We start from the raw sequence: 17,222 nt of genomic DNA, 5'->3' as shown, positions 1-17,222 counted from the left end.
TGGTGACGTGTGCTCGTCAAGTCGGGTGCATGTTCTTCAACGGGGGTTGAACGTGAAGTCGCGCCATGTCCGTGCTCTTGCCGTCTTCGGGATCGTCCTGGTCACTCTCACCGGCGCTCGCGGTTCGCGCGGCGGGGGCTGCGACGACGACCACGGCTCCGGTGGCTCCAGCAGTTCCAGCAGCTCCGGAGGCTTCGGCAGCTCCGGCGGCAGTGGAACCCAGCACGACGGCACGGACGAGACCCCGGCGGTCCGGACACCGGCCGACGCCATGGGTGAGGTGGAGGTCAAGACCTGCTCTGTCGCTCCTGACCGGACGAACCTCCGCGGCCATCTCTACATCTCGAACTCAGATGGCTGGAACAAGAGTTACGACGTCACCGTACGGTTCGAATCGGACCCGGGCGGCCCCCTGCTGGTGGTGCGCAGGGAAGGCGTCATCGTGGGCCCCCACGAGAACTTCCATGACACGGTCACCGTCGACTACGACGGCCCGGCCGAGGCTACTGAGCTCAGGGAGTGCGAAATCGCGTTCGCCACCAGCACGGCGACCTCCTCCTGAGCGACGTCACGGTGATGTTCGAGGCGGACCCGGGCGGCAAACCGCTGAGGGCGGGCAAGAACGACGTGGTCGTGGGGGCGTACCAGAACTTCCATGACACGGTCAGCGTCGAGTACGGCGGCACCGGCCAGGCGGGCGAGGCGAGGAAGTGCGCGGTCGTGCTCGCCGAGAGCACCCCGGTCGCCTCCTGGGCCGGACGAGAGCCTGGCCTCACCGCAGGCGGTATCCGCCCCCGGCCTCGCTCGCACCGGTAGCCGCCGCCGGGCCCGCACCCGCACCCCGTCTGTTGGCGAACAGCTCCGCCTGCCTGTCGGCCGGCAGATTCCCCAGGGCGATGAGCTGCGGAGCATGGGCGAGCGCCTGGTTGCGTACCGCTTCCCTCGCCGCCCACACCGCCCGCACCGTCCCCTGCACCGCCTCCGTCGGATACGAGGCGATCACGGCGGCGCAGCGTACGGCGGCGGGCAACTCGTCGCCGGGCGCCACCACCTCGCTCACCAGGCCCGTCTCGTACGCACGGCGCGCCGAGACCCGCTCGGCTGTGCCCATCAGCGCCATCCTGGCGGCTTCACCGAACGGCATCCGCATCGCCATGTGGACCGACTCGTACGCGCTCACCATCCCGTAGCTGGTGTGCGGGTCGAAGAACTGCGCGTCATCCGCGGCGATCACGAACTCCGCCTCGCCCAGCAGATAGAACGCCCCGCCGCAGGCCAACCCGCGCACCGCCGCGATCACCGGTTTCCACAGGTCGTTGGTCTTCGGGCCGATGGTGAGCAGCGGGTCGTCGATCGAGTACGGCGACGAGGGCTGCGGCACCTCGGCGCCGCGGTCGATCCCGGTGCAGAACGCCCGTGTCCCCGCGCCCGTCACCACTGCCGCCCGCACGGTGTCGTCGTAGCGGAACCCCCGCCACACACGGGCGAGTTCGGCCGCCATCGCGAGATCGATGGCGTTGTGTTTCGCGGGCCGGTCGAGGGTGACCACGGCGACACCGGTGTCCTTGTCGGTCTCCACCCGCAGGGAGCCGCCGACCGCCGCGCTCATGACCGCTCCAGCAGCCAGCGCGGTACGGCCGTCCCGTCCGCGAGCCTGCTGAACGCCACCCGCACCGGGGCGCCGATGCGCAGCCGCCCCGGGTCCACCGAGTCGAGGGCGGCGTCGGCCTCGGCCACCACGTTCCCGGCGAGCCGGATGTGCGGGGCGTCGGCGAGCTCCACGATCACGGCGTTGTACGGTGCCTGTTCGGCGTAGGGGGACAGCAGTGGCGGGTGGGGGAGTACATACGACCAGATCCGGCCCCGCCCGCTCATCGGCTGCCAGTGGCTGTCGAACGACTGGCAGTGCGGGCAGCACGGGCGGGGCGGAAAGCGCAGCCGGCCGCAGGAGTCGCAGCCCTGGACGCGCAGTTCGCCGAGTGCGGCGTACTCCCAGAAGGGCGCGCCGTCCTCGTCTATGACGGGCGCCAGGTAGTGACCGTTGGGTCCGTTGCGGTCTGTCATCGTCGCTCCCACTTCCCCGGTCAGACAACCCCGGTCAGACATCCCTGGTCAGATTCGCAGCAGCAGAGCCGAGGTCGGTACGCCCTCGCCCGCCGTCACCAGGCAGGTCGCGGCGCCCGGCACCTGGGCGGTGGAGGTGCCGCGCAGCTGCTTCACACCTTCGTTGATGAGGTTGAAGCCGTGCACATACGCCTCGCTCAGCCCACCGCCCCCGGTGTTGACCGGCAACCGCCCGCCGATCTCCAGCGCCCCGCCCTCGGTGTACGCGGCGCCTTCGCCGCGACCGCAGAACCCGTAGCCCTCCAGGGACAGCGGGATCAGCGGGGTGAAGGCGTCGTAGATCTGGGCGACGTCGATGTCCTGCGGACCGAAGTCGGCGGTCTTCCACAGCTGCCGGGCGGCGGTCCACGCGGGGCCGGTGAGCGGGTCGTCGTTCCAGTAGTTGACCATGCCGTGGTGCTGGGCGGGCAGGCCCTGCGCGGCGGAGTGGACATAGACGGGAGGACGGCGGCAGTCGCGGGCCCGTTCGGCCGAGACCACGACGCAGGCCAGCGCCCCGTCCGTCTCAAGGCAGTTGTCGAAGAGGCAGAGCGGTTCGCTGATCCAGCGCGCGGTCATGTACATCTCCCGGGTCAGCGGGCGCTCGTGCATGATCGCGGCGGGGTTCTGGTTGGCGCGGTTGCGGCAGGCGAGGGCCACGTTGAAGAGGTGGTCGCGGGTGGCGCCGTACTCGTGCATATAGCGCCTGGCCAGCATGCCGATCTCGTCGGCGGGCCGCAGCAGCCCGAAGGGCCGGGTCCACTGCCCGGGGGTCGGCAACTGCACGGCGGTGTTCTTCCAGGGGCGCGGCCCCGAGCCGCGTTTGCGTGACCGCCAGGCGACCCCGACGCTGGCCTGCCCGGTGGCGATGGCGGCGGCGAGATGGCCGACGGTCGCGCAGGACCCGCCGCCGCCGTAGCCCACCTTGCTGAAGAAGGTCACGTCGCCCGCACCGATCGCCTTGGCGATCTCGACCTCGTCGGTCTCCTCCATCGTGTACGAGGCGAACGCGTCGACCTCGCCGGGTGCGATGCCCGCGTCGTCCAGAGCCGCGACGATGGCGCGGCAGGCGAGGGTCTTCTCGGATTCGGGGAGGTGTTTCGCGAAGGGGGTCTGACCTATTCCGGCTATCGCTGTCGCGTCCTTGAGGGTCGCCATGCGGGCGAGGGTACAGCTAATCTGACGGACAGTCAGCTAGTCCGGCGGTATGGGGAGGAGCGGCGATGCGCGGCGACCTGGAGTGGATGTCCATCCCGAGGCTGGTGCGCGACGCCACCGAACGCTATGGGGAGCGGGAGGCCGTCGCCGAGGGCCGCACCCGTGTCACCTACGCCGAGCTGGGCGAACGCGTCGAGCGAGCCGCCGCGGGATGTGTCGCGGCGGGCGTGCGACCGGGCGACCGGGTGGCGATATGGGCGCCCAACACACTGGACTGGATCGTCAGCGCACTCGGCGCGGTGTCGGCGGGCGCGGTGCTGGTGCCGCTCAACACCCGCTTCAAGGGCGCCGAGGCCGCATACATCCTGCAACGGACCCGCGCGAAGCTGCTGTTCATCACAGGCACCTTCCTCGGCACGTCGTATGTGGCGTCCCTGCGCCGCGCGGATGTCCCGCTGCCGCACCTGGAGCAGGTGGTGGTCCTCGCGGACAGCGCCCCCGAGGACTACCGCACCTGGAAGGACTTCCTGGTGGCCGGGGACATGGTGCCGACCGCTGAGGTACGGGCCAGGGCCGACGCCGTGGCCCCTTCGTCGCCGTCGGACATCGTCTTCACCTCGGGCACGACCGGCCGCCCCAAAGGCGCGGTGATCACCCACGCCCAGACCCTGCGCTGCTACGGCGTCTGGTGCGAGCTGGCGGGGCTGCGCGAGGGGGACCGCTATCTGATCGTGAACCCCTTCTTCCACACCTTCGGCTACAAGGCCGGGATCATCGCCTGCCTGATGCGCGGCGCGACGATGGTGCCGCAGCCGGTGTTCAACGTGGACACGGTGCTCGCGAACATCGCCGCCGAACGCATCTCCGTCCTCCCGGGCCCGCCCACCCTGCACCAGTCACTGCTGGACCACCCGGCCCGCGACGCCCACGACCTGTCGGCGCTGAGGCTGGTCGTGACCGGTGCCGCGGTGGTGCCACTCCAACTGGTGGAACGGCTGCGCGGCGAACTGCGTATCGCCACCGTGCTGACGGCGTACGGCCTATCCGAGGCCTCCGGCATCGTCACGATGTGCCGCCGGGGCGACACCCCCGAGACCGTCGCCACCACCTCAGGCCGCGCCATCCCGGACACGGAGGTGCGCGTCGTGTCCGGCGCGCCCGGCGAGCCGGGCGAGATCCTTGTGCGCGGCCACAACGTGATGAGCGGCTACTTCGAGGACCCGGAGGGCACGGCGGCGGCGATCGACGCCGACGGCTGGCTGCACACGGGAGACGTGGGCGTCCTGGACGAGGGGGGCAACCTGCGGATCACGGACCGGATCAAGGACATGTTCATCGTCGGCGGCTTCAACGCCTATCCGGCGGAGATCGAGCAACTTCTGGGCCTGCACCCCGACATCGCGGACGTCGCGGTGATCGGCGTACCGGACGGGCGGCTGGGCGAGGTCGGCCGGGCGTATGTGGTGCGCAGGGCGGGCGCGCCGCTGACGTCGGACGACGTGATCGCGTGGTCGCGGCGGGAGATGGCGAACTACAAGGTCCCGAGGTCGGTGGAGTTCGTGGCGGAGCTGCCGCGCAACGCGAGCGGCAAGGTCCTGAAGGGCGAGCTGCGGGCGCGCCGGTAGCGGGGGAGCGTGTCCGCCCGCCCACGCTTCCGGGGGACTGCTGGATGCGTCCGCCGCCCGGATGCGTTCCGGCTGCGTATGGTCGCCGGTATGGCGACGAAGAAGTAAACCGTCATCCTGCCGGAGGAGCTCGCTGAGGAGATCCACGCGGAGCTCGGGCCTGGCGCCTTCAGCGCCTACGTCACGCATGCCATACAGCGCCAGCGTGAGCAGGACCGGCTCGGTGAGCTGGTCGCGTGGATGCTCGACGACGGCGGCCCCCTCACCGACGCGGAACGTGCCGAGGCGGAGGCCGAGCGCCGGGACATGGCGCGCCTTTTCGCCGGATAGCCCACCGGCCGCGAGGCGCCGCGGTGGGCACGGCGCGGGAGCCGGCGGCGCACCGTAGGTGCCGCACACGCCACGGCCGCGGCGGCTCCCCCTCCGCGCCGCCGCGGCCGTACCCCGTCATGTGTGGCTTGTGGTTACTTCTTGGGCGGTGTCGGCGAGTGGTGGTCGCTCATGGTGGTGAGACCAGCGCCCTTGGGCGGTGTCGGCGAGTGGTGGTCGCTCATGGCGGTGATGCCGCCGTCCTTGGGCGGGACCGGCGAGTGGTGGTCGCTCATGGTGGTGGCGGCACCGTCCTTGGGCGGGACCGGCGAGTGGTGGTCGCTCATGGTGGTGATCTCTTCGTCGTTCTTCTCGGTGCTGCTCATGTGTCCGTCCCCCAAAGGAGTGCCTTTGCCTGACCAAAGGTGGCCCTCTGTTCGGAGACTCCCCCGAGTGCCGCCGGACAGAGGGCCTTTCGAGGCCCGCTCGCCCCCCGACCGCAGCGGACCAGATGCCATAGAGAATGCCGAACGAGCATAAACAATCGATGAACGCCCTGGCCCGTGCAGCCGTGTTGTGCCCACTTGTCCGGCTCAGGCGGCGCCTGCCGGTGCGGCGAGCAGCGCCCTGACCTCTTCAGCCTCGGTCGCGCCCGAGGCCTCCTGCAAGGACAGTGCCTCCCGCCAGCAAGCACGTGCCCGGTCGGCTTGGCCAAGACTGTCGAGCGCCCGGCCCAGCGTGGTCAGCACCCTGCCGCGGATGCGGTCACCGCCGATGCAGCCTATGGCCAAGGCCTGTTCGGCGTGCCGTGCCGCTTGCGCGGGGCGGCGGGCCGAGAGATGGGCCTGGGCAATGCGCCAGTGTGTCGTCCCTTCCCAGAGCCGCTGGCGGTTCGCCTCGAAATGGTCCAGTGCTTCCTGGAGCCGTTCCAGAGCCTCCTCTTCGCGACCTGCGCCAGTGAGGGCGATGCCCAGTGCGAAGAGGGCGTTGGCCAGTCGCAGCGGATGCCCTATCCGCTCGTAGACAGCCACTCCCCGCTGGGCGAGCGCGATGCCTTCCTGCGCACGACCCATTGCGACCTGGATGCGCGACAGATTGCACAGGGCGCTGGCTTCGCCGGGCAGGTTTCCGTCCGCCTTCGACCCTTCCATGGCGCGGCGCAGATGCTCCTCGGCTTCCGCGTTGCGACCCTGGTTGAAAGCGATGATGCCCCGGTCGTTGTCGGACCAGTAGACAGGTGCGGGATCGTTGGCTGCCGTCGCGAGCATTGCCGCCTGTGCCGCCTCCTCGTCCGCTTCCGCGTACCGGCCTGCCACCAGATGTACGTTGGTCATCGAAGTGCGGGCCCGCCCCTCGGTTCGGGGGTCGCCTGCGATTCGGGCGGCTTCGAGAGCGGCACAGGCCACGGACTCGTACACTCTCGAGTTCGCGCCTGACTCCGCGAGATTCTGGACGGCCCACAACAGGTCGACCGCCCGCCGGAGATGAGAGCCGACCGCCGCTTGCCGTGCACATGCCAGAAGAGAGTTCGCCTCCGCGTAGAGCCAGTCCTGCGCCTCGTGGCGGTCCGTGAAGGTCAGACCAGCGGACCCGGTCGGCTCGAGGTGATCGACCAGTCGCTCGCCTGGCCGCTCGATCGCGAACACCCTCGCCGCCGTCGCCAGATAGAAGTCCAGCAGCCGCGACAGCGCCGCCTCCCGCCCCTCCGCCGGCTCCTCGTCCCGCTCCGCGCATGCACGCGCGTAGAGCCGCACCAGGTCGTGGAAGCGGTAGCGCCCCGGCGCCGCCGACTCCAGCAGCGAGGTGTCGACCAGCGCCTCCAGCAGGTCCTCCGCGTCGTGTGGCGGAAGGTCGAGTACGGCCGCGGCGGCCGCCAGGGAGATGTCCGGACCGTCGGCGAGCCCCAGCAGGCGGAAGGCGCGCGCCTGGGCCGGTTCCAGCTGGCCGTAGCCGAGTTCGAAGGTTGCCTTGACCGCGAGGTCGCCCGCCTGGAGCTCGTCCAGGCGGCGGCGCTCGTCGGCGAGCTTGGCCGCGAGCACGGAGACCGTCCAGGTGCGGCGGGCGGCGAGGCGTGAGGCGGCGATGCGGAGCGCCAGAGGCAGGAAGCCGCAGGCGGCCACCACGTCCAGGGCCGCCTCGCGTTCGGCGCAGACCCGCTCTTCGCCCACGATCCGGGTGAAGAGCTGGAGCGCTTCATCCGGGGACATCACATCCAGGTCCACCAGATGCGCGCCAGCCAGGTCCACCATGCGGATCCGGCTGGTGACGAGGGCCGCGCAGCCCGCTGTGCCCGGTAGCAGCGGCCGGACCTGGGCGGCGTCGCGGGCGTTGTCCAGCAGGACGAGCACCTGGCGGCCGTCGAGCGCGGAGCGGTAGAGCGCGGCGCGCTCGTCCAGCGAGTCGGGGATCTCCGTATCGGCCACCCCGAGCGCCCGCAGGAACGCCCCGAGTACCGTCTCCGGCTCGGCCGGCCGGTGTCCGGCACCCTGGAGGTCCACGTAGAGCTGCCCGCCCGGGAACCGGGGACGCGCGTCGTGCGCCACGTGCACGGCGAGCGTGGTCTTGCCGACCCCGCCGATTCCGGCGAGCGCCGAGACCGCCATCACCGATCCCTCGGAGGTGGCTAGTTGCTCACTGAGTTCCCGTACGAGCGAGGTGCGTCCGGTGAAGTCAGGCACGGTCGCCGGCAGTTGCGCCGGCTTTCGGAACCCGGACGTACCGGACTTCGCCTCCTCGGCAGGCCTGGCCAGCTCCTCGTCCGCCTGGAGTATCCGCTGCTGGAGGCGGGACAGCTCGGGCCGAGGGTCCACCCCCAGCTCATCGGCGAGCAGCCGTCGGGTGTCCGCGTACACGGCCAGTGCTTCCGCCTGTCGTCCGCTGCGGTACAGCGCCAGCATCAGGAGTTCACGCAGGCACTCGCGCAGTGGGTGCGCGGCGGTCAGGGCGGTCAGTTCGGACACTGCCTCCGTGTGGTGTCCGACATCCAGGTCCATCTCAAGTCGCGTTTCGAGGAGTTGGAGCCGCCACTCCTCCAGGCGTACCCGCTGCGACTCGGCGTAGGGGCCGGGCACCGAGGCGAGCGTCTCGCCGTCCCACATGCCCAGCACCTTGGCGGTCAGCGCCCGGGCCTGCGCGCGGTCACCCGCCTCCCGCGCCTTCTCGGCCGCGCAGATCAGCTCCTGGGCGACATGGAGGTCGAGCGCATCGGACGGGGTGCGCATGGCGTAGCCGCCGGACTCGCTGGCCAGCGCATCGGGGCCGAGTACCTTGCGCAGTCGCGACGCGTAGGTGCGTACGGCCGCGAGCGCCTGCGAGGGCGGATCCTCGCCCCAGAGCGCGTCGATCAGCTGGGCCGCCGTGGCGGTGCGCCCCTCGTGCATCAGCAGCGCGGCGAGCAGGGCGCGCTGCTGGGGGGACCCGGAGGGGAGGGCGCGGTCTTCGCTCCAGGCGCGCACGGGTCCGAGCACGCTGAAGCGCAGGCCGCTGCCGGAGTTCCTGTCGGCGTCGCCTTCACCGCCTGTCGTCACAGGGGTACCACGTTCCGGAATGCCCTGCTCCGGTACATCCGCCTGCTGCTCGGAGGACCCGTCCCCTCGGTCCATAGCTACTCCCTGCTCGTACCGCTTCATGTCCACTCATGCCGCCGGTCCCGCCGGTGTCGCCTCCGACAGTCTGCCTTGTACGAGCCACTCCGTCAGCAGCGGGTGAGTCGCCGCACAGTTCTGTAGGAGAACGGTGACGATGGGAAACCCCGCAGCTTACGCGGCCGTGAACGGCCGGTCGACCGGATAGCTGACGCATCGTCAGATAGGCGCTACCGTGAAACGCATGGAGAACTTCCCGGAGATCATCTCGGTGGACGACCACACGGTGGAGCCCCCGCACGTCTGGCGGGACCGGCTGCCGTCGAAGTACCAGGATTCCGGCCCGCGTATCGTCCGGGCCCCGTTGAAGGAAATGACCTTCCTCGGCGGCAAGTTCGCCCCGGTCATGGGCGCGCCGGGAGACGACGGGCCGATCGGCGACTGGTGGGTGTACGAGGACCTGCACCGCCCACTCACCCGCCTCGACACCGCGGTCGGCTACGACAGGGACGAGATCAGGCTGGAGGTCATCACCTACGACCAGATGCGGCCGGGTTCGTTCTCCGTACCCGACCGGCTGGCCGACATGGACGTCAACCACGTCCAGTCCGCGCTCTGCTTCCCCACCTTCCCGCGCTTCTGCGGCCAGACCTTCACCGAGGCCAAGGACCGCGAGCTGGGACTGCTCTCGGTGCGGGCGTACAACGACTGGATGGTGGAGGAGTGGTGCGGGCCCGACGCCGGCGGCCGGCTGATCCCCCTCACCCTCATCCCGCTCTGGGACGCCGGACTCGCCGCCGCCGAGGTCCGCCGCAACGCGGCACGCGGAGTACGGGCGGTGGCGTTCTCGGAGATACCCCCGCATCTCGGGCTGCCGTCCATCCACACCGACGAGTGGGACCCGCTCCTCGCCGCCTGCGACGAGACCGGCACGGTCATCGCCATGCACATCGGCTCCTCGTCCAGGATGCCGTCCACATCGGCGGACGCCCCGCCTGCCGTCGGTTCCACCATCACCTTCGCCAACTGCTGCTTCTCGATGGTCGACTGGCTGATGAGCGGCAAGTTCGAGCGCTTCCCCAACCTCAGGATCATGTACGCGGAGGGCCAGATCGGCTGGATCCCCTACATCCTGGAACGCGCCGACGTGGTCTGGGAGGAGAACCGCGGCTGGGGCGGAGTCGCCGACAAGGTGTTGCGCCCACCCTCCGAACTGTTCGCCGGGCATGTGTACGGCTGCTTCTTCGACGACGCCTTCGGGCTGCGGAACCTGGACGACATCGGGGTCGGGAACGTCCTGTACGAGACGGACTACCCGCACTCGGACTCGACCTGGCCCAAGTCGAGGGAGGTCGGCGAGGCGCAGATGGGGCACCTGGCGGCGGACGTGGTGGAGCGGATCGTCCGGGGCAACGCCATCGAGCTGCTGGGCCTCACACCCGAGGGGCTGTGGCCCGGGGCGGCGTGACAGGGTGGGACGGGGGAGCAGGGCCGCGACGGCCCCTGTGCCCCCGTCCGTTCCTTCCCCTCAGGAGCGTTCGATCGCGGACGACTGCTCCAACGCCGCGGCAGCGGCCAGCAGATCGGCCTCATGGTGGTGCCGGGCGACGAGCTGCAACCCGACCGGCTCCCCGGCCGGGGTCAGCCCGGCGGGGAGACTGATGGCCGGATGCCCGGTGATGTTGAACCCCCAGGTCAGCGCCACGCTCATCGTCGCGCCCGGACCGTCGTGCCCGTGTGGTGGGTTCGGTGTGGTGGGGGTCGCGATCAGATCCACCTCCGTGAAGAGCGCGTCGAGTCGACGCGTCAGGGCTGCCCGTCTGCGTACGGCTTCCCCTGGATCGGCCGCCGGTACGCGGCCCCGGAGCGCTTCCCAGCACGGTGCGGGGTCGGGCATTCGGACGGGTAGGTCGTGGAGTTCCACCGCCCCGGCGGCGACCAGGGCCTCCAAGGCCGCGTAGGCGGTGGCGGCGATCCGGTCGGCGGTGTCGGCGAAGCCGAGTGTCGCCGACCACGCGGTGCGCAGGGGGCGTTCGGATGGCGACGCGAGGTGTTTCCGCGGCGTGTCGCTGCTGAGCGCGTCCAGATAGGCGGCCGCGTCGGACGCCGTCCGGGCGAGCGGCCCGGAGATGTTCAGCCCGGCCCGGTCACGGGCGGGGACAAGGCCGTTGGTGGGTTTGAGACCGATCACGGAACACCACGCGGCCGGGATGCGCACCGACCCCGCTCCGTCGCTGCCCGTGGCCAGCGGCACCAGTCCGGTGGCCACGGCGGCTGCTGAACCGGCGGATGAGCCGCCGGGACTCCAGCGTCCGTCGTGCGGGTTGAGGGTGGGCCCCCGATCGGTGGCTCCCCAGGTCTGCCATCGGGTACCCGGACCGGGGGTGGCGGTGGCGCCCACGGTGATGCACCCGGCGGCCACCAGGCGCCGGGTCTGGTGCGAGGACAGCCCTTCGGTGCTTTTGACCGCGAGCGGCACCCCGGCCAGCGGTGGCCGCTCGCCCGCCCGGATCCGGCGGTCCACCTCGGCGGCCTGTCCTGCGGCCACCTCGGGCCACCACTCGGTGAACGCCCGCACTGTGTCGCCGCCGCCATCGTCGCCTGCGATCCGCTCCAGTGCCGCCGCCGCCGTTTGGCGAGCCGAGATCTCCCCCCTGTGCACGGCGGCGGCGATCTCACAGGCCGTCATCCGGCCCTCGCTTTCGCCGCTGCCGGGCCCACGCGGATCCCCGGATGCCGTCGCCGGTGTGGTCATGTGGCAGCCCTCCCCGACTGTGTTCGTGGCCGTAGCGTCGCCTCGTTCGCGGGCTCGGCCGCCGCCGTGTCCGTGTTCAACCCTGGCTCGTGCCCCGGAGCTTCGCTGCCGCACCGGGTGGTGTGTCGATGGTGCCGCGACACGCCGGTGCCCCGTACCCATGGACGCTCCGACCCGGCACCATCGTCGTATGACGCTCTCGCTCGCCGCAGCAGACAAGGTCCTGTCCGACAACTTCGCCCCCTGGGTGCTCGACCTCGGCCTCTCGGTGGCCGAGACGGGGGAACGGCACGCCGTCCTGCGCCTGCCCTGGTCCGACCGGCTCGCCCGGGAGGGCGGTGCGCTCAGCGGCCAGGCCCTGATGGCGGCGGCCGACACGGCGACGGTGCTCGCCGTGTCCTCGGCGCGCGGTGCCTTCGTACCGATGACGACGGTCCAGCAGTCGACCACCTTCCAGCGTGCGGTGACGGGCGCGGACGTGCTGGTCGAGGCCCGTATCTCCAAGCTGGGCAAGCGCATGGCGTTCGTGGACATCACGATGACGGCGGAGGGCGACGAGGAACCGGCCGCCCGCGCCTCGACGGTGTACGCGCTGCTGGGTTGACCGGGGACCCGGGGCCCGGTGGCCCGGTGGCCTGGCGGCTGGATGCCCGGATGCCCGGATGCCCGGCGGCCCGGATGCCCGGCGGCCCGGGCCCCGGGGGTGGCCCGGGCCCCCGGGACCTGGTGGCCTGACGGCTGGAGCCCTGGAGCCCTGGAGCCCTGGAGCCCTGGAGCCCTGGAGCCCTGGATCCCTGGATCCCCGGATCCCCCGAGGTCCTGAGGCCCGGGAGCCCCGAGCGCCGGGAGCGCGGAAGGCCCGAAGACTCGAAAGACCTTAGGTCCGTTGACCTCGGTGACTTGGGGCCCAAGGCCCAAGGCCCCGGACCCCAAGGCCTGAAGGACGAAGGTCCGTTGACCCAGAGCCCAGAGCCCAGAGCCCTGGTGACCCGAGCGCCGGGGCGCGGAAGGCCCGAAAGCCCGTGGGCCGGTTGACCCCCGGTAGGGGGCCCTGGTGCTCGGACCTCGGTGCCCGGTGCCCGGTGCCCGGAGCCCCGGTGACCCGGTGGCCCGGTGGCCCGGTGGCCCGGTGACCCGGTGGCCCGGTGGCCCGGAGCCTCAGTGCCCCGGTGGCCCGGTGACCCGGAGCCCCGGTGACCCGGTGACCCGGTGGCCCGGTGGCCCGGTGACCCGGAGCCCCGGTGACCCGGTGGCCCGGTGACCCGGAGCCCCGGTGACCCGGGGCCTCAGTGCCCCGGAGGCCCGGAACCCGGCAGACCGCAGACCGCAGCCACCGGAGGGCGCCCCGCCCGCCCGACCCTGGGCACCGCGTGGCGCGACGCGACCCGATCGACTCGCCGCGCTCACTCCCGCAGCCGCTTGAGCACGGCCCGTACCGCCCGCCGCACGGCATCGCGTGCCTCGGCGGTGTGGTCGATCGTCTCGAACCCGTGGTGCGCCTGCGGTACGTCGATGATCTCGGCGATCTCGGCATCAGTCCCGCCCTCCGCGGCGGCGGTCAGGAACTCATCGACCGTCGCTGTGAACTCCGGCCACTCGCGTCCTACCCGGGTCAGCACGATCGGCGGCGTCGGTGCCCCTCCCGGCTCGGCCACAATGCGCGCGGGGTGGAAACGCGTACCGTCGAGACCCCAGTTCGGCAGCGGCGCGAGCGCCGGATAGTTCGCCGCCAGGCACCGTAGCCACGGCGGCGGCGCCGCGAGCCAGTCCGCCATCAGCAGCCCGCCCCCCGAGAAGAACCACAACGCGACACGGTCCCTGTCCACGCGTGGATCGTCACGTAGGAGCGCGACTGCCTCGGCGATGTCTTCGGCGGCCTGCTCGTAGTCGCCGATGCCGTGCAGCCGGTGCTCCACGGTGGCGCCGACTGCGCCCAGGCTCGCCACATAGCGGCCGTAGCCGATGAAGGTCGGCCAGTCGCGGGGAGTGGGCCGTGTATCGGCGGGAAGCGGGCCGCCATGGACGAACACCACCGCCGGGCGCGGGCCTTCGGTACCGCCGAAGTCACCTTCACCGTCGGGGAGATACAGATCGACTCGCCCAGTCCGTACCCGCCGACAGTCGGGCACATCCAGCAGGAACGGCCGCAGATGCGCGGGCTGTTCACCTGCCGCGGCGATCGGCAGCCGGTACCCCTCGCCGTTCGCCGCCCGCAGCAGCACCCGGGTCAGCTCGTCGGGCGATGAAAGCATCGGCCAGTGCCCGGTGGGTAGTTCGAAGAAACTGACCCCGGCATCGGCGAGGGCCCGCAGAGCAGGGTCCCCGACTCCCAGCCTCGCTTCGAGCATCGCGATGCTCGAACCGTTGGCCGTGCACAGCACCCCGGCCGCCGACAACCGGGCAAGCCCGTCCCCGTCCGGCAGGGGGAGCGGCTGAGTGAGCGTCCCCAGCGGCTGCGCCGCCGCCCGCTCATGCAGCAGCGCCAACGCGTCCGCCGGTACCCCGTCCACACTGCCGAACCGGTGCCACTCGCCAGCCTCCGGAGGACGGACCTGCCAGTCTTCCGGAGTCGGCTCGCCGCTCCCGCCCGTCAGGCTCTCGCGCAGTGCCTGGTCGGCCAGCAGCGCCAGGGCCGGTTGGCCGGGACCGCGGGGGGGTGGGTGGCGGGACCCGCCCCGTCCCCCCCGCGGGCCCGGCCGCGCCGCCGCCCCCCGGGCGGCCGCGACCCCCACACCGTGCCCGACGACCACCAACGCGGGCTCGTCGGCCCGGTCGATGACACGCACCACATCGTCGACATGCGTCGCGAGGTCCGTGCCGGGCCCTGCCGAATCGCGCCGCTCACCGAGCCCGGTGAGCGTCACGGGATAAGCGCCCGCACCCGCCGCCCGCAGCCGCTCGGCCACGTCCTGCCACACCCATCCGCCGGTGTGGATCTCCGGTACCAGCACGAACCCCGTCATGATCGCCTCCATGTACATACAGGTCCCGCGCGGCCGTACCCCCGTGGCCGGCCGCGCGCTCGCCGGTACCGTAGGAACTCCCCCTGAGGGAGGTTCAAGCCTTGACGCCCGCTCGTCCCGTGACCCCAGCCTCATGAGCCCCGCCGCGCCAGACGCGCCGAACGCCTCCGACGCCCCCGACGGCATGTGGAGCATCGGCGAACTCGCCGAACAGGCCGGAGCCACCGTGAAAACCGTCCGCTTCTACACGGACCGGGGCCTGCTGCCCGAGACCGCCCGGAGCGCCGGAGGCCATCGCCGCTACGGCCCGGAGGCACTCGACCGGCTCCGCCTGATCCGCTCCCTGCGCACCCTCGACCTCCCGGTCCCGGAAGTGAGCCGGGTCCTGGACCAGGAGGACGCTCTGGAGGACGTCATAGCGGGGCAGTTGGCCGACCTCGGCTCGCAGTTGGCCGCACTCCGCTGGCGCGAGGCCGCCCTGCACCTGCTGCGGGACTGCACCGCCGAGGAGCGTGCCGAGCGGTTGCGCCTCGTCGGCGCAGTGTCGGTCCCACCCAGCACGGCCGCGCTGGCGCGCTTCTGGCGGGGTGTGCTGCCCGTCAGGCTTCCGCCCCGGCTGGTCTCCACCATCCTCGACGGCGCCGTGCCGCAGCTCCCGGCCGACCCGACGCCGTCCCAGGTACTGACCTTCGCCAGGATGCACGCCATCGCCACCGGACCCCGCCCCGTGACCGACTTCTGCCGCCCCATTCCGCGCCAGCCCGACCGCGGCTGCCGACCCGCCGTGCTGTATGAGGGCCTGGGGGAGGCATACGACCTGGTGGTGGCGGACGTACGGGCCGGAAGGCCCCCGCACGGCGGCGAGGCGCTCGACGCCTACGTCTGCGCGTACGCCGCCTCACGTGGGATGCGCGACACCCCGGCGTTCCGCCGCCAACTGAGTCGCCTGCTCGCCTGGATCGCGGACCCGGTGATCACGCGGTACTGGGATCTCGCCGGCGACCTCGCCGGCCCGGCCGCCCCGACCTTCGGCGCGGCCGACGACTGGCTCCGCGCGGCCCTGGATTCCGAGGTCGCCGAGGTCTGAACCGTGTCTGACACAGGTGTGGGCTGATGGGATGACAGTCCTCTTGGTTTGTCGGTATGTCAGCTTTGTGGCTGGTATTGACTGGTTACGGTGGTGTGGATCCGTGTCAGCGGGCCGTACGAGTCTGTGGAGTGGTGTGATGGGTTGGCGTAGGGCACGCGTGGGTGCGGCTGTGGTGGTGGGGGTGCTGCTGGCGGGGTTGGCGTCGGGGGTTCCGGCGCAGGCGCGGGCGGCGGTGGTGAATGTGGCGTGTACGGAGGCGGATCTGCGCACCGCGATCGCCAACTCCAACGCGGGCACCGGTGACACGCTGATCCTGGCGTCGTACTGCCCCTACGTCCTCACCGACGCGGGCGGCGGTGCCTTGCCGCAGATCATCCAGCCGCTGGAGATCCAGGGCAACAACGCCACGATCAAGCGCGACACGTCGGCATCCGACTTCCGCATCTTCGACGTCGGCGCCGTCTCGCTGACCATGGACACGCTCACCGTTATGAACGGCAACGCAGGTTCCGGCAACCCCGGCGGCGGAGTGTTCCTCGGCACCTCCGGCGGGTCCTTGGCCACTACCAACGTGCACTTCCAGGGCAATACCGCCCAAGACGGCGGTGCTATCGAGGCAGAGAGCGGCACGTCGATCTCCCTCTCGGGCGGAACGATCAGCGACAACCGCGCCACTGGCTTCGGTGGCGGCCTTTTCACTACCGGAACGGTGTCGGTCGCGCTGGACTCGGTGATCGTGACCCGCAACCGTACCGAGAACTCGGGCGGAGGCCTTTTCCTTTCGACCGACCAGCCGGCGGTTATCACGGGCGGAGCCATCCGCAACAACACCGCGAAGGCGGCCGGCGGTGGAATCTTCTTCGTGAGCGGGGGGTCGTTGACCGTCGACGGCACCGCGATCACGGACAACAGAGTCACCGCCAGCGTCGAAGGCGGAGGTGGAGTGCTCTTCCTGGCGGCGGACGCCGACGCGTCCGTGGCGCTCACGGACTCCACGGTCAGCGGCAACTATGTCACCGGCTTCGTGAACGACGGCCTCGGCAACCGAGGCGGCGGTATCCGCACCTTGGGCTCGATGACCCTGGACAACACCACCGTCGCCAACAACCAGTTGGTGGGTGCCTTCGGGCAGGGCGCGGGCATCGCCGCGGAAGACAGTGAGGGGGCGGCGACCACGCTGACGTTGCAGAACGGCACCACCGTGACCGGCAATGTGGCCTCCGGGCGGTACTCGCAGGGCGGCGGCCTCTACGCCGATACCAACATCAACCCCACGACCGTGTCGGTGACCGACTCCGGCATCGACACCAACAAGGTCACCGGTACCGGCTCCGCCGCTGCGGGTGTCTACAACGACGGCGCGACGTTCTCGTTCACCAACTCCAGTGTGGACACCAACATCGCCCCGAGCGCCCCCGCACCGGGAGGCGTCTACACCACGGTGGCGATCGCGGCCGTGGTCGGCTCCACCTTCACCGCCAACTTCCCCACCAACTGCGTCTTCAGCCCCCAGCCCGTCACCGGCTGCATCGGCTGAGACAGCACACCCGCCCGCTTCGCAACGTCGGGGGGCAGCCCCCCCAGGGGGGGGTTGCCCTCGAAGTGGTGGGGCCCGGAGCCGACGCGGACGGCCGC

At 71.3% G+C, this 17,222-nt stretch carries 15 protein-coding genes; 8 read left to right on the top strand and 7 right to left on the bottom strand.

Going from position 1 to position 17,222, the window contains the following annotated elements; all coding sequences use genetic code 11:
* Window positions 1-52 precede the first annotated feature (52 nt).
* Window positions 53-562 carry a hypothetical protein gene (locus tag ACFWI9_RS00825; protein WP_387157960.1) on the top strand — a complete coding sequence of 170 codons (510 nt, stop codon included), beginning with the start codon at window positions 53-55 and terminating at the stop codon, window positions 560-562.
* Entirely contained in the window at window positions 520-816 is a 297-nt protein-coding gene (locus tag ACFWI9_RS00820) for a hypothetical protein (RefSeq protein WP_387157958.1), read from the top strand. The genes ACFWI9_RS00825 and ACFWI9_RS00820 overlap by 43 nt, the downstream gene beginning before the upstream one ends.
* Here the strand turns inward: ACFWI9_RS00820 and ACFWI9_RS00815 are convergent.
* The 3 genes from ACFWI9_RS00815 to ACFWI9_RS00805 are packed head-to-tail and all read right to left on the bottom strand — an operon-like array spanning window position 773 to window position 3,261.
* Window positions 773-1,609 carry an enoyl-CoA hydratase/isomerase family protein gene (locus ACFWI9_RS00815; protein ID WP_387157957.1) on the bottom strand — a complete coding sequence of 279 codons (837 nt, stop codon included), beginning with the start codon at window positions 1,607-1,609 and terminating at the stop codon, window positions 773-775. The genes ACFWI9_RS00820 and ACFWI9_RS00815 overlap by 44 nt on opposite strands.
* Window positions 1,606-2,064: a Zn-ribbon domain-containing OB-fold protein gene (locus ACFWI9_RS00810; RefSeq protein WP_387157955.1), complete on the bottom strand. Its 459-nt coding sequence runs from the start codon at window positions 2,062-2,064 to the stop codon at window positions 1,606-1,608. The genes ACFWI9_RS00815 and ACFWI9_RS00810 overlap by 4 nt, the downstream gene beginning before the upstream one ends.
* Window positions 2,065-2,112: 48 nt before the next feature.
* Complete coding sequence (locus ACFWI9_RS00805) at window positions 2,113-3,261, bottom strand: lipid-transfer protein (protein ID WP_387157952.1); 1,149 nt, start codon at window positions 3,259-3,261, stop codon at window positions 2,113-2,115.
* Window positions 3,262-3,326: 65 nt separating this feature from the next.
* Here ACFWI9_RS00805 and ACFWI9_RS00800 point away from each other — a divergent pair, with 65 nt between their 5' ends.
* Window positions 3,327-4,886: a FadD3 family acyl-CoA ligase gene (locus tag ACFWI9_RS00800; protein WP_387157950.1), complete on the top strand. Its 1,560-nt coding sequence runs from the start codon at window positions 3,327-3,329 to the stop codon at window positions 4,884-4,886.
* 114 nt (window positions 4,887-5,000) lie between these two features.
* Window positions 5,001-5,216, top strand: coding sequence for a hypothetical protein (locus tag ACFWI9_RS00795; protein ID WP_387157998.1), 216 nt, complete (start codon window positions 5,001-5,003; stop codon window positions 5,214-5,216).
* A gap of 134 nt (window positions 5,217-5,350) precedes the next feature.
* Here ACFWI9_RS00795 and ACFWI9_RS00790 read toward each other — a convergent pair whose 3' ends face one another.
* Entirely contained in the window at window positions 5,351-5,581 is a 231-nt protein-coding gene (locus ACFWI9_RS00790; RefSeq protein ID WP_387157948.1) for a sigma-like protein, read from the bottom strand.
* Between the two features lie 207 nt (window positions 5,582-5,788).
* The gene (locus ACFWI9_RS00785) at window positions 5,789-8,797 is read right to left on the bottom strand and encodes a BTAD domain-containing putative transcriptional regulator (protein WP_387157947.1); all 3,009 of its coding nucleotides are present in this window, start codon (window positions 8,795-8,797) and stop codon (window positions 5,789-5,791) included.
* A gap of 226 nt (window positions 8,798-9,023) precedes the next feature.
* Between ACFWI9_RS00785 and ACFWI9_RS00780 the strand changes: the two genes are divergently transcribed.
* Entirely contained in the window at window positions 9,024-10,247 is a 1,224-nt protein-coding gene (locus ACFWI9_RS00780; protein ID WP_387157945.1) for an amidohydrolase family protein, read from the top strand.
* A 60-nt stretch (window positions 10,248-10,307) separates the two neighbouring features.
* Here the strand turns inward: ACFWI9_RS00780 and ACFWI9_RS00775 are convergent, their stop codons facing one another.
* Window positions 10,308-11,534 carry an amidase gene (locus ACFWI9_RS00775; RefSeq protein ID WP_387157943.1) on the bottom strand — a complete coding sequence of 409 codons (1,227 nt, stop codon included), beginning with the start codon at window positions 11,532-11,534 and terminating at the stop codon, window positions 10,308-10,310.
* A gap of 190 nt (window positions 11,535-11,724) precedes the next feature.
* Here ACFWI9_RS00775 and ACFWI9_RS00770 point away from each other — a divergent pair, with 190 nt between their 5' ends.
* Window positions 11,725-12,138 (top strand): PaaI family thioesterase, encoded by a 414-nt coding sequence (locus tag ACFWI9_RS00770; protein ID WP_387157941.1) that lies wholly within the window; start codon window positions 11,725-11,727, stop codon window positions 12,136-12,138.
* Between the two features lie 799 nt (window positions 12,139-12,937).
* On the opposite strand, the gene ACFWI9_RS00765 is transcribed toward ACFWI9_RS00770, so the two are convergent.
* Window positions 12,938-14,497: an alpha/beta fold hydrolase gene (locus tag ACFWI9_RS00765; RefSeq protein ID WP_387157939.1), complete on the bottom strand. Its 1,560-nt coding sequence runs from the start codon at window positions 14,495-14,497 to the stop codon at window positions 12,938-12,940.
* Window positions 14,498-14,630: 133 nt separating this feature from the next.
* Between ACFWI9_RS00765 and ACFWI9_RS00760 the strand changes: the two genes are divergently transcribed.
* Together ACFWI9_RS00760 and ACFWI9_RS00755 are read left to right on the top strand one after the other, a co-directional pair.
* Window positions 14,631-15,584: a MerR family transcriptional regulator gene (locus ACFWI9_RS00760; RefSeq protein ID WP_387157937.1), complete on the top strand. Its 954-nt coding sequence runs from the start codon at window positions 14,631-14,633 to the stop codon at window positions 15,582-15,584.
* A 139-nt stretch (window positions 15,585-15,723) separates the two neighbouring features.
* Window positions 15,724-17,124, top strand: coding sequence for a hypothetical protein (locus ACFWI9_RS00755; protein WP_387157935.1), 1,401 nt, complete (start codon window positions 15,724-15,726; stop codon window positions 17,122-17,124).
* Window positions 17,125-17,222 lie beyond the last annotated feature (98 nt).

This window comes from Streptomyces sp. NPDC127084 (genome assembly GCF_042724175.1).
In the GTDB taxonomy this organism is placed as follows: Bacteria; Actinomycetota; Actinomycetes; order Streptomycetales; family Streptomycetaceae; genus Streptomyces.
The sequence above is the reverse complement of the archived record's forward strand: the minus strand, read 5'-3'. Positions and strand labels throughout refer to the sequence as shown.

What these genes read in the sequence shown, in the direction of transcription:
- ACFWI9_RS00815 (WP_387157957.1), bottom strand. Translation starts at nt 1,609, where the DNA reads ATGAGCGCGGCGGTCGGCGGCTCCCTGCGGGTGGAGACCGACAAGGAC.
- ACFWI9_RS00810 (WP_387157955.1), bottom strand. Translation starts at nt 2,064, where the DNA reads ATGACAGACCGCAACGGACCCAACGGTCACTACCTGGCGCCCGTCATA.
- ACFWI9_RS00805 (WP_387157952.1), bottom strand. Translation starts at nt 3,261, where the DNA reads ATGGCGACCCTCAAGGACGCGACAGCGATAGCCGGAATAGGTCAGACC.
- ACFWI9_RS00800 (WP_387157950.1), top strand. Translation starts at nt 3,327, where the DNA reads ATGCGCGGCGACCTGGAGTGGATGTCCATCCCGAGGCTGGTGCGCGAC.
- ACFWI9_RS00790 (WP_387157948.1), bottom strand. Translation starts at nt 5,581, where the DNA reads ATGAGCAGCACCGAGAAGAACGACGAAGAGATCACCACCATGAGCGAC.
- ACFWI9_RS00785 (WP_387157947.1), bottom strand. Translation starts at nt 8,797, where the DNA reads ATGGACCGAGGGGACGGGTCCTCCGAGCAGCAGGCGGATGTACCGGAG.
- ACFWI9_RS00780 (WP_387157945.1), top strand. Translation starts at nt 9,024, where the DNA reads ATGGAGAACTTCCCGGAGATCATCTCGGTGGACGACCACACGGTGGAG.
- ACFWI9_RS00775 (WP_387157943.1), bottom strand. Translation starts at nt 11,534, where the DNA reads ATGACCACACCGGCGACGGCATCCGGGGATCCGCGTGGGCCCGGCAGC.
- ACFWI9_RS00770 (WP_387157941.1), top strand. Translation starts at nt 11,725, where the DNA reads ATGACGCTCTCGCTCGCCGCAGCAGACAAGGTCCTGTCCGACAACTTC.
- ACFWI9_RS00765 (WP_387157939.1), bottom strand. Translation starts at nt 14,497, where the DNA reads ATGACGGGGTTCGTGCTGGTACCGGAGATCCACACCGGCGGATGGGTG.
- ACFWI9_RS00760 (WP_387157937.1), top strand. Translation starts at nt 14,631, where the DNA reads ATGAGCCCCGCCGCGCCAGACGCGCCGAACGCCTCCGACGCCCCCGAC.
- ACFWI9_RS00755 (WP_387157935.1), top strand. Translation starts at nt 15,724, where the DNA reads ATGGGTTGGCGTAGGGCACGCGTGGGTGCGGCTGTGGTGGTGGGGGTG.